The organism is Mycobacterium ostraviense (assembly GCF_002705925.1).
GTDB lineage: Bacteria > Actinomycetota > Actinomycetes > Mycobacteriales > Mycobacteriaceae > Mycobacterium > Mycobacterium ostraviense.
Map to the genome: position 1 here is coordinate 5,179,593 of NZ_NKRE01000001.1, position 11,269 is coordinate 5,190,861.

The window sequence follows — 11,269 nt, forward strand, 5'->3', positions numbered from 1 at the left end:
GGCCGGCGGCACCGGCGGCAGCGGCGGGGCGGGCTTCGGCGGGGTCGGCGGCGGCAACGGCGGCCAAGGCGGCATCGGCGGCATCGGTGGCACCGGCGGCAACGGCGGTAACAACACCGGCACCACCGGCGGCGCTGGCGCGGCCGGCGGCCAAGGCGGCACCGGCGGCACCGCCGGCGCTGCCGGCGCCGCCACCGACGGGGGCACTACCGGCAGCATCGGCACCGCAGGCACCGGTGGCCTGGGCGGCAACGGCGGGGCTGGCGGCACCGGCACCACCGGCACCAGCGGCCCCACACCCACCGCGGGCGGCACCGGCGGCACCGGCGGCACCGGCGGCACCGGCGGCAGCGGCGGTGCGGGCATCGGCGGCGTCGGCGGCGGCGCCGGCGGCAAAGGAGGCATCGGCGGCGGCGGCGGCACCGGCGGCCTAGGCGGCGTCGGCACCGGCGGTGCCGCAAGCGCGACCGGCGGCCTAGGCGGCACCGGCGGCATCGGCGGCGCCGGCGGGGCGCCCGGGGCCGGTAGCAGCCAGGGCGGCCAGGGCGGTCAAGGCGGTATCGGCGGTAACGGCGGCTTCGGCGGTGAGAACACCTCTGGCACCGCCACCGCCTTAGGGTTTGCCGGCGGCGGAGGCGGCGGCGGCGCGGGCGGCAACGGCGGTGCCGGCGGCGGCGGCGCCACCGGCGGCCAAGGCGGCCACGGCGGCAACGGCGGCAACGGCGGACTTTCCCTTAGCGCCAGCACCGGCGCCTTCGCCGGTGGAGGCTTCGGCGGCGAAGGCGGCGGCGGCGGCAACGCTTCCGGCGCGGCCGGGGGCACCGGCGGCGGCGGCGGCGGAGGCGGTGGAGGCTCCGCCACTGGCGGCACTTCCATATTTACCGTAGGCGCCGTCGGTGGAGGCGGAGGGGGAGGCGGTGCCGCCGGCGGCATTGGCGGCACCGCCGGAAGCGGCGGCGCCGGCGGTAACGCCGCCGTTGGGTCGAACTCTGGCTTCGGGGGCGGCGGCGGCATCGGCGACTCCGGGGCCGACACCGGCATCGGCGGCGGTGGTGGTGGAGGTGGCCTGGCGGCCATTGATGGTGGCGGCGTCGGTTTTAGTGGCGAAAGCGGCGCCGACGGCGGCGCCGGCGGCGAAGGCGGCGAAGGAGCCTTGGGCGGCCGCTTTGGTATGGACGGCGGCAGCGGCGGCGGCACCCCCGGCGACGGCGGCGGCGGCGGCTCCGCCTTTAACTTCACCGCCAGCGCCGAGGGCGGCGCCGGCCAGTCCGGGTAACGCCGACACGCCGGCAGCGACCGCGAACGCTGGGCATGCCCTAGCTAAGTGGTCTGGCTCGTAAGTTCGTCGGGGGTCAGATCCAGGCGGTTGGGTCGCCGAGGTAGAGGCCGCATGCGGTGTCGAGGGCGTCTTCGGGTGCGCCGGCGAATTGGCCGGTCTGTAGGACTGAGTCTTGGTAGCCGTTCTTGCTGGCCAGGTACATTGCGAAGCCCCAGCGGGCGGCGGATCCGCCGTAGCGCAGCCGCATCAGCGGGATGGTTTCGCCGGCGGGTAAACGTCCGCTGACATAGGCGAACACGCCGCGGAAGCGCACGTCGATGCCGTCGAGCTGGGGCCATCGTTGACGGGCGCGGGCGCTGAGCCGTTGCTGCAGGGACGTTTTCGTCGATGCTGGAGGTGCGGCCATGGTCTTTGATCGTGCCGCACGGCGTGTCGTTGAGCAACGGAACATCTGTGGTGGGTGAGGCTGAAGTGACCAGTGTGTACTTCGCCTCGTGGAGCAGACGCCGTGGCACCCGCCGACCGGATCGTGTTGACCGGGGCGCAGCGCCGCCAACTGCGGCGTCTGGTCCGGTCCGGACGCACCGAGCAACGCCTGGTTACACGAGCCAAGATCGTGCTCGCCGCGGCCGAGGGCGAGCCGAATGCGCAGATCGCGGCGTCGCTGCGGGTGTGTGAGGACACCGTGCGCAAGTGGCGTAACCGCTGGTGCGCGGCGCCGGGTGTCGCTTTCGCTGTCGGATGCGGAGCGGTCCGGGCGGCCACCGGAATTCAGCCCGGTGCAGGTCGCCCAGGTCAAAGCGGCGGCGTGTGTACCACCGGCGGAGGCCGGGCTGCCGCTGGCGCGGTGGTCGTGCCCGGAGCTGGCCCGCTACGCCGTCGCCGCCGGGTTTTGCGAATCGATCTCGCCGGCCACGGTGCGCCGCTGGTTGTCCGAAGACGCCCTCAAACCCTGGCAGTACCGGTCGTGGATCTTCATCACCGACCCCGACTTCGCGCTCAAGGCGCATCGGGTGCTCGACCTCTACGACCGGAAATGGGAGGGAGAACCACTGGGGCCGAACGACTTTGTGATCTCCGCCGACGAGAAGACCTCCATCCAGGCCCGTTGCCGCTGCCACCCGACGCTGCCGCCTGGGGCGTCGCGGGCGATGCGGGTCAACCACGACTACGACCGCGGCGGCGCAGTGGCCTACCTGGCCGCCTACGACGTGCACCGCGCGCAGGTGTTCGGCCGCTGCGAGGACACCACCGGCATCGAACCGTTTCACCGGCTCGTCGACCAGGTGATGACCCAGGAACCCTACAAATCCGCCGACCGGGTGTTCTGGATCGTCGATAACGGCTCCTCCCACCGCGGACAGGCCGCGATCGACCGGCTCGTCGGGCACTACCCAAACGCGGTCATGGTGCACACCCCGGTGCACGCGTCCTGGTTGAACCAGATCGAGATCTACTTCTCCATCGTGCAGCGCAAAGCACTGACGCCCAACGACTTCACCAACATCGACGAGGTCATCGACCGGCTCAACGACTTCGAGACCCGCTACAGCCAGACCGCGCGGCCGTTCAAGTGGAAGTTCACCGCCACCGACCTGAAAGCACTGCTGACCAGGCTCGACGCCCGCGACTCCGAGCACAACCCAATCCAGCCTCGGGCTGCCTGAACGCGACCCCCGACGAACCGCTAAGCTAGACCGCAGAAACCGATCGCCAGCTCAGGCGGTTGGCGATCGGTCTTCTTCTGGCGTTTAGACGTTGGCGCGATGCCGCCAGGACCAGCCTCTATGCCGCGGCTCCGGCGCCGGGGTGTACTGCTCTACCCGCGGCGTGGTGAGTGCCCCGGCGGAGACGCCGGCCGATTCAGGGACTCGGCGCCGTTGGCGAAGTCTAAACCAGTTACCTCATAAGGTATTTCGTGCCGTTTGCCAAGAGCTTGGGACCACTGTGACCTTATCTTGTCAGGGTGATGGGACACCTAGATTGCCAATTATGGGACTACCGGCGCGTTGTGTCGGTGGGCTTCGTTTGCCCGTTCCATCGTCGTGACGGCTCAAGTCACGGAGGAGCGGGCATGGTTTCTCGGGAGGTCAGTGTGAATGAGATCAGGGAAGTGCTGAGAGTGTGGCTGGGGTGGCGGGTTACCGGCACCGGCGTACCGCAGGATCGCCGCGCATTGCGCCGTGGACCGCAAACGGTGCGCCGCTATGTGGGAGTGCCGCGGAAGCGGCCGGCCTGTGTCGAGACGACGATGCCAGCGCACTTGATGACGAGTTGATCGAAACGGCGCTAAGTCGCGGCTTCGGCGAAGGCCCGCGGCGTGGTGTTGGTCAATGCGGGGTTCGGTTGCGACGACATCGCCAGCAAGCCACGCAGGCAGCCTGCGGCCAATAGCCAGTTCGCCGGCTTCTTCAGATCAAGGCCGCCGACCAGCTGCTTGACCATTGTCAGCGTGTCGAAGTAAATACGTTCGCAGACAAGTGTTTCGGTGTCGTCGAAGACGAAGTACGTGGTCATGCGGACCCGGAACCGGCTTCCGGTGGGCGGGATCTTGCCGAGGTAGCCGCGGTGGGTTCCCATCAGCCAGAACTCGACGATCACCGCGTCGGCGCTGTGGCGCACGGCGATGATTTCGTGGTCCTGGTCCGGGAACGCCGTCCGGGTGTAGGCGTAGTAACCGCGTACCGCCTCGTCGCCGTCGTGGACGGTCAGTTGCGGGATCAGCTCGTAACGGGGATGCGGGAACGTCGACAACACGGCGTCCCAGTCGTGGCGAACCTCGTCATGGAAGTGGTCGAGCACCAGCTGCTGCCGGGCAGCCAGCACGTCGGCGGCGGGAAATGCGGGAATGGGCATGCTTGAGAGTAAAACGCGGGGGTAGGCGCCATCGAGTGATTGCATCCGCCGCCGCAGCGGGTCGCCCACCCTGCGAGAGGTTTTCCCGGCACAATGATCGCCGTGCAACTGCCTCCCCCACCGGGTCTCGCGGAGGCGCTGAACGTCGTGCGGCCGTCGGCCAGATTGCGCGGACAGGCCGAAGCGCTCGCGGGCTATCTCGACGAGGGGGACAGCGTCCTCGACGTCGGCTGCGGAACCGGCCATCTGTCGGCGTATCTGCGGCAGATGTACGGGGTGCACGCCAGCGGCGTGGACGTGGCCGACTTCCGCCGGGTCCCGGTACCGTTTCGGCTGTTCGATGGCACGTCGATTCCGTCGCCGGACAATGCATTTGACCACGTTGTGCTCAGCGAGGTGCTGCATCACAGCCATGATCCGGCGGCCTTGGTGAAAGAGTGTCATCGAGTCGCACGTCGCAGCGTCGTGGTGTTCGAGGACATGCCGGACGGGCGGTTCGGCAAGCTGATCCTTCGCGCCCACGTGGAGCTGTTCGCGCGGTACTACCGCTACCCGTTCCGGCCGGCCGACATCGGCACCTATCGGGCCGCGCTGCATTGGTTGGGCCAGAACGCATTTCGCGTGACGCAATTGCCGCAGCCGCCCGAATGGCTGCGGGTATACCCGCGGGTGCTGTTCGTGTATTCGCTCAAGCCACCGTCAGCGTCTCGGTCGACATGACTTCGGTGGCGGCCCGCTCACCGGAGCGAATCGCGCCGTCGATCCAGCCGCACATGGTGGCCGATGTCTCGGTGCCCGCCCAGTGAATGCGCCCGCACGGCCTGCGTAGCGCATGCCCGAACTGGGTGAGCACACCCGGGGGTGCGTGGCTGATCATCCCACCCCCGGAATAACGCTCACGGCTCCAGTTCTGCTCGACGTAGTCCACCGGCCTGCCGGCCGTGGCGCCGAACCGGTCCACCAGGGCGTCGAGCACCGCCTGGCGGCGCCCGGCCTCGTCAAGACGCTCGTATTGCCGCGCGGTGGGGCCCTCGATGACCACCACCAGCACGCCGGGGATGCCGGTGTCGGGGCAGCCGTCGATGGTGAGCGTCGCCAGCGATCCCGGCGCGGCGCTTTGGCCGGAGAGGCCGCCGGCGCGCCAGAACGGCTCGTCGTAGACGACCGAGATCTTGACGATCGCACCGCTGGGCATCCGCTGATGCAGAAACGACCGATCGGTGGGAAGCATTGGCTCATAGACGATTTGGCTGGCGATGGCCAGCGGCACCGCGACGATGGCCCGACCGGCCCGCACCGTCAGACCGTCCGCTTGCACGGTGACGCCATCGGAGTCCTGGCTGATGGACCGCACCGGCCGGGACAACGTGATCGCGTCCTCCAGCTCGGCGGCCATCGGCCGGTAGATGGCACCCATGCCGCCCACCGGCCGGGAGTCTTGCGAGCCGCCCTCGCCACCCAGTACGAAACCGGGCCCACCACCCGAGGCCATCTGAAAGAGAACGAACAGCATGGACACCTCGGAAGCGTCCGAGGTGTAGGTGCCGGCGATGGCGGTTTCCAGCAGGTCGTGGGCCGCCTTGGACATGACGTTATTGCGCAGCCACTGGGCCAGCGTCATGCGATCCCACTTGGCGGCCTTCTTGGCTTCCCATGGCGACTCGAGCGGGATCGTCTTGCACATCTAGCCGATTTCGAACATCGCGGCGCCCAGATTCAACGATGCCCACGGGCTCATAGTCCACGGGACCGTGCCCTGATAGCGGTGCTGTTTGCCGTCGACCACCATCATGGCTTCGCCGCCGGTGTACTGCTTGAAGGCCGCAACCCCGAATTCGTGCATCAGCGCATAGATTCGGTCCTGAGTCGGCCCGATCCAGGCGCCGCCCTTGTCGATCCAGGATCCGTCGTCACGCTCGACGGTGAAGGTCCGGCCGCCAACCCGGTCCCGCGCCTCCAACAACGTGACGGAACGACCGGCCTGTTCGAGCCGAAGTGCGGCCGTCGGACCGGCGAATCCGGCGCCCACCACGCAGACATCGGCGTCGGCCATCTCAATGACCCCAGGCCACCGGCAGCCGTTTGATGCCGTGAATGAACTGCGACAGCAACCGGGCCGGCTCCTCGGTCACGACGACGTCGGGCATTTGCCGGCGCAACTCGTCGAACACCACCCGGATCTCGCGGCGAGCCAGGTTGGCGCCCAGGCAGAAATGCGCGCCGCCACCGCCGAAGCCCAAGTGCGGGTTGGGGTCGCGCGCCACGTCGAACCGCCACGGATCGGCAAACTTCGACTCATCCCGGTTGGCCGAGCAATACCACAGTGAGACCTTGTCGCCGGCGGCCATCGTGACGCCTCGGAGTTCTATGTCTTCGCTCAGGGTGCGGCGCATGTAGACCACCGGAGAGGCCCAGCGCACAATCTCCTCGACCGCGGTATGCGCCAGCGCGTCGTAGCTCGACCACCACCGTTGTCGTTCCTCCGGATAGCGCGACAGCGCCAGCACGCCGTGGCTGATCGCGTTGCGGGTGGTCTCGTTGCCGGCCACCACCAGCAGGATGAAAAACATCGCGATCTCCGACGACGACAGCCGCTCGCCGTCGACCTCGGCCTCGACCAGGCTGGTGGTCAGATCGTTGTGGGGGTTGACGCGGCGGTCTTCGGCCAGCGCGCTGGCATAGGCGCCGATGTCCATCGAAACGTGAAGAAACTCTTCGAAATCGGTCGTCAGATCCGGGTCGCCGAACCCGAGAATCACGTTGGTCCAATGGAATATCCGATGGTGGTCCTCTTCGGGAATCCCCATCATGTCGCAGATGATCTGCAACGGCAGCGGCCCGGCCAGCTCGCTGACCAGGTCGGCTTGGCCGTCGGGATGGTTGGTGATCATCGCCGCGACCAGCCGCTGCGCGCGGTCGCGCACCGACGCCTCGATGCGGGCCACCACCTTGGGCGTGAACGCCCTGCTGACGATGGAGCGCAGTCGCTGGTGCCGGGGATCGTCGAGCACGATCATCGAGCCGAAATACTCGGCCAATTCCGGGGTCTGGTCGTTGATCGTGATGTTGGGCGAGGAATGGAAGACCTCCGGATGGCGGCTGGCGAAGAAGACGTCGTCGTGGCGGGTCAATGCCCAATGTCCGGCGCCACCGGTAAATCCCGGCAATTCGAGCGCCGGCCAGAACGACACCGGGGCTTCCCGCCGCAAGGTGGCGAAGGCGCCGTCGCGAAAGTCGTCGTCGCGGCCCCAGAATTCCAGCGAACCCAGGTCGATTTCGGATAGCGGAACTTCCGGTGGCGGCGTCCCGTTGGCCCGGGGCAGCAGGCCGGCATTGCGGTCAGTCTTGAGGTCCACCGTGCTCCTCCTTTGTCCCGCTTCGTCCTTGAAGGGTGACATTGGCGAGCTTAACCGTCACCGGTCGAGTTAGTGACCCGGCAATGTCAATGCGCGCAGACCGTATGTCCCGGCGCGCCCGTCGCCGTCTGCTGCGTCACCACGTTGCCGTCGAGCAGAATTCTGCAGGTGACGCTTCCCGGGCCCTGTGCACTGAGCACGAACACCTGAGCGCCGAAGGCGGTGAACTGGGTCGACCATGGCAGGCCCACATTGACCGCACGCTTCTGACCGGTGTCGGTTTGGTACGAGATGTACTCGGCGACACCGCTGCCGCTCACCTCGTAGCGAACCTGCGGTAGCTGAGGAAGTGGATCGGCGTTCGCCAGACCACACGTGGCCGTGAAGCCGATGCCGAGAGCGCACATCGCCGCGGGTCCGCTCAGGCGTTTGAGGTGACGTAACTTGGCTGCCGATCGACTGGTCATGGTTGTCCATCGTGTCACCACTTAAGGCGGCAGGTAAGGGGTTTGCGCCGGCTGTGGCGCCGCACCGCGCGGTAACCCGATGGTGAACATGCTGAGCAGCGCAACCAGCTGGATTGCGACCACCACCACGACCACCGCGCCGGTGGAGATCTCGTACAGCCAGCCGACGAGGGCGCCGCCGGCCGCGCTTGCCGCGCCCAGTCCGGCCGCGAACACGCCGTAAGCGCTGGCTCGCCGCGGGGCGGTGACCAGGTCGGCAACCACCGCCCGCAGCGTGGATTCCTGGATCCCCACGGCCGTCCCCCACAGCAGTGCGCCCGCCACCACCATCGCGGCGTTGCCGCTGAAGGCGAACAAGACCACCATGCTCGACAGAAGCGGCAGTGCCGCAAGGCTTTTCCCGCCGAACCGGTCGTAGCTGTAGCCGGAAGCCAGCGCGGCCAGCGCATCAGCGGCCATCGCGGCGGCATAGACCACCGGCACTGCAGCAGCGCTCAGCAAACCGTGGGTGACCATGTGATACGACAACAACCCGAACGTGGCGAAGCCCGACATGGTGATCGCGGTGAATCCGCAATACAGCCAGAACCGCGGCGGCAACTCCCAGAACCGTTGTGCGGCAACACCATCAGTCGACACAGCGGAAGCCGCCGGCCCGCTTTCATAGGAGTCGGGATGCGGCACCCGGATTCGCAGCCATACCAGCAGCGCCAGCGCCGCCGCACCCGGCAGCGCCAGCACCCCAAGCGCGGGCGTGTAGTCGTCGCCGGTGACGGCGAGCACCCCGGCGACGGTCAGCGGGCCGATCACCGCCCCCACCTGGTCGAGGGCCTCGTGCACGGCAAAGCCGCGGCCCCGGCCGGTGACACTGGCGGCGTGTGACAGCAACGTGTCCTTGGCGGGACTGCGCACCGCCTTGCCGACACGCTCGGCGATCACCAAGCTGCAGGCCACCCACAACGCGCCCGCGACTCCGAGCAGCGGAACCGTGATCAGCGTCAGTGCGTAGCCGGCGACCGTCCACGCCCAGAATCGTCGGGTTCGATCTGCCAGCGGACCCGATACCAACCGCAGCGCCAACGCGGCGGCCTCGCCGATGCCGGTCACCACGCCGACCACCAATCCGGTCGCACCCAGGGACGCCAGCAGCGGACCGGTGATCGACCGCGCGCCCTCGTAGACGAAGTCGGCGAGCAGGCTGACCACGCCGAACACCGCCACGAAGCGCCACGCGCTCAACGCTGGCCGGCTTCGCACGGCTCCGATGCTAGAGGTGCCCTAGGAGGGTGGTGTTTTACGGCCATTGCGGGGACGCTGGTTGACCGGTTGGGCTGTTGGGCAGGGCCTGTGTCGTCGTGAGTGCTTCCTAGCTCAGGTTCCTCGCCGACCCAGAATCCGACCGGCATGCTGAACACCATGGCCCTCCATTCGGGAACGTGCCGGCGGCGCGTCCCCGGATGGGCGGTGGCGTTGGTCCTCGGCACGCTACCGGCGTTGGCTTTCCCGGCGCCATCGTGGTGGTGGCTGGCGTGGTTCGCGGTGGTGCCGCTGCTGCTGGTGGTGCGGGCCGCTGCCACATCGTGGGACGGAGCCGTGCGGGCCTGCTGGGGTATTGGCGGGTTTGTGCTGACCACTCAATACTGGCTGGCGACCAGCACCGGTCCGCTGTTGGCGGTGTACGCCATGGGACTCGGTGCCTTGTGGCTGCCGTGGGGATGGATCGCCCACCGGCTGCTGTCGGCGCCCGTGACCGCCGCCCGCATGGCTGCCGCGGTGGTGGTGCTGCCCAGCGCGTGGGTGGCGGCCGAAGCGGTGCGGGCGTGGCCCCCGTTGGGCGGTCCGTGGGCGTTGTTGGGGGCGTCGCAGTGGAATCAGCCCGTCACGCTGGCGACGGCGTCCTTGGGCGGAGTCTGGCTGACGAGCTTTCTGGTGGTCGCTGCCAATGCCGCCATCGCCGTCGCGATCGTGCACCACGGGCCGATGCGGCTGGTCGCGCTGGGGTGTGCGGTGGCGTGCGCGGGACTGGGACCGGTGTGGTATCTGCTGGGCCCGGCGCCCGCATCCGGTCCGACTGTGCGAGTCGCGCTCGTACAGCCCGGCGACATCGACGATTCGACCGCCCGTGAGGCGGCCAGTGAGGCGATCACGGCCACCCTCGTGGGCGAACGGGTGGACTTGGTGGTCTGGGGCGAAAGCAGCGTGGGGCAGGATCTCACCAGACATCCCGAGGTGCTGGCCCGCCTGGCGGAGTTGTCCCGGCGGGTGGGCGCCGAGCTCCTGGTCAACGTCGATGCGGCAGCGCCGGGCGGGGGCATCTACAAGTCGTCGGTACTCGTGGGTGCAGGCGGAGTGCTCGGCAGTTACCACAAGACCCGTCTGGTGCCGTTCGGCGAATATGTGCCGCTGCGGCCGCTGGTCGGCTGGGTCACCCGCCACAGCAAGGCCGCCGCCGAAGACCGGAAGCGGGGAGCCGGGCCGGTGGTGCTGTCTGCCGGTGGTCTCGATATCGGACCGCTGATCAGCTACGAGACGACGTTTTCCGATCTGGCGCGGCGCGAAGCACTGCTGGGGGCCGAGTTGTTGGCGTACCAGAGTTCCACCTCGACATTTCAAGGCAGTTGGGCGCAGCCGCAATTGGCCGCGCAACCCGCGGTGCGGGCGGTCGAGGCGGGCCGCCCGGCGGTGCATGCCGGGTTGTCCGGCGACAGTTCGGCCTTCGACGTCCGGGGGCACCGGCTGGCGTGGTGCCCGTCGGATTTCCGGGGCGCCGTTGTGGTCAGCGTTCCGTTGGGCTCGAGCACCACGGTGTACCAACGGCTGGGGGATTGGGTGCCGGTGACCGCGTTTGTGGTGCTGATCGGTGCCGCGGTGTTGCGCTGGCGTGCCAAACTGCGTGGATGAACAGCAGACGGGCCGCCAAGATTTCGCTGACCCTGGCCATTGTGACGTTGGTGGTATCGGTGGGCGGCTTCATCACCACATTGGTGCTCAACGCATTTTTTCTGGACAAGTACAACGCTTACGGCGAAGTGCCCATCCCGGGCTCGGACAGCATCCACCTGCCGGCGGGCGAAGTCACCGTCAGCCTGCACACCGTGGTCATCGGCGGCACCAACGGCACCGGCCTGCCCGTCCCGCCGTTGGGCATCTCCATCGACCCGCCCGAGGGTGCGCCGCAACCACGTCTCACCGAAAGTATCGGCAGCACAACGACGGTCAACAACGACGCGCATGTGCGGGTGTGGATTGTCCAGGTTCCGGTCGAAGGCACCTACCGCGTGACGACCGAGGGCCAGGTCGGCGGATACATC

The 11,269-nt window shown here is 68.4% G+C and carries 9 protein-coding genes and 3 pseudogenes; 6 read left to right on the forward strand and 6 right to left on the reverse strand.

The window, feature by feature from the left end:
- Positions 1-1,276 (forward strand): hypothetical protein (locus tag CDN38_RS29065; protein ID WP_244307492.1); only part of this gene is annotated, 1,276 nt, incomplete at its 5' end.
- Positions 1,277-1,352: 76 nt separating this feature from the next.
- Here CDN38_RS29065 and CDN38_RS24090 read toward each other — a convergent pair.
- Complete coding sequence (locus CDN38_RS24090; protein WP_075509077.1) at positions 1,353-1,685, reverse strand: hypothetical protein; 333 nt, start codon at positions 1,683-1,685, stop codon at positions 1,353-1,355.
- A 210-nt stretch (positions 1,686-1,895) separates the two neighbouring features.
- Here CDN38_RS24090 and CDN38_RS31250 point away from each other — a divergent pair.
- A pseudogene (locus CDN38_RS31250) lies at positions 1,896-1,940 on the forward strand (hypothetical protein); the annotation flags it as partial.
- A gap of 61 nt (positions 1,941-2,001) precedes the next feature.
- Positions 2,002-2,946, forward strand: coding sequence for an IS630 family transposase (locus tag CDN38_RS24095; RefSeq protein WP_233027021.1), 945 nt, complete (start codon positions 2,002-2,004; stop codon positions 2,944-2,946).
- A gap of 622 nt (positions 2,947-3,568) precedes the next feature.
- On the opposite strand, the gene CDN38_RS24100 is transcribed toward CDN38_RS24095, so the two are convergent.
- Positions 3,569-4,135 carry an ester cyclase gene (locus CDN38_RS24100; protein ID WP_075509078.1) on the reverse strand — a complete coding sequence of 189 codons (567 nt, stop codon included), beginning with the start codon at positions 4,133-4,135 and terminating at the stop codon, positions 3,569-3,571.
- Between the two features lie 93 nt (positions 4,136-4,228).
- On the opposite strand from CDN38_RS24100, the gene CDN38_RS24105 reads away from it, so the two are divergent.
- Positions 4,229-4,855: a class I SAM-dependent methyltransferase gene (locus CDN38_RS24105; RefSeq protein WP_099319224.1), complete on the forward strand. Its 627-nt coding sequence runs from the start codon at positions 4,229-4,231 to the stop codon at positions 4,853-4,855.
- On the opposite strand, the pseudogene CDN38_RS24110 reads toward CDN38_RS24105, so the two are convergent.
- From CDN38_RS24110 to CDN38_RS24125, 4 genes and pseudogenes are all read right to left on the reverse strand, one after another.
- Positions 4,824-6,188, reverse strand: a pseudogene (locus CDN38_RS24110) (flavin monoamine oxidase family protein). The gene CDN38_RS24105 and the pseudogene CDN38_RS24110 sit on opposite strands and share 32 nt — an antisense overlap.
- Position 6,189: 1 nt before the next feature.
- Complete coding sequence (locus tag CDN38_RS24115; RefSeq protein ID WP_075509080.1) at positions 6,190-7,491, reverse strand: cytochrome P450; 1,302 nt, start codon at positions 7,489-7,491, stop codon at positions 6,190-6,192.
- Between the two features lie 86 nt (positions 7,492-7,577).
- Positions 7,578-7,958, reverse strand: a complete 381-nt coding sequence (locus CDN38_RS24120; protein ID WP_075509081.1) for an MmpS family transport accessory protein — start codon at positions 7,956-7,958, stop codon at positions 7,578-7,580.
- A gap of 21 nt (positions 7,959-7,979) precedes the next feature.
- A complete protein-coding gene (locus CDN38_RS24125; RefSeq protein ID WP_075509082.1) occupies positions 7,980-9,224 on the reverse strand; it encodes an MFS transporter in 1,245 nt (414 codons plus the stop codon).
- Positions 9,225-9,374: 150 nt separating this feature from the next.
- Here CDN38_RS24125 and lnt point away from each other — a divergent pair, with 150 nt between their 5' ends.
- Together lnt and CDN38_RS24135 are read left to right on the forward strand one after the other, a co-directional pair.
- On the forward strand, positions 9,375-10,859 hold the full coding sequence (gene lnt / locus CDN38_RS24130; protein ID WP_080674192.1) for an apolipoprotein N-acyltransferase: 1,485 nt from the start codon (positions 9,375-9,377) through the stop codon (positions 10,857-10,859).
- A pseudogene (locus CDN38_RS24135) lies at positions 10,856-11,269 on the forward strand (SHOCT domain-containing protein); the annotation flags it as partial. The gene lnt and the pseudogene CDN38_RS24135, both read left to right, overlap by 4 nt.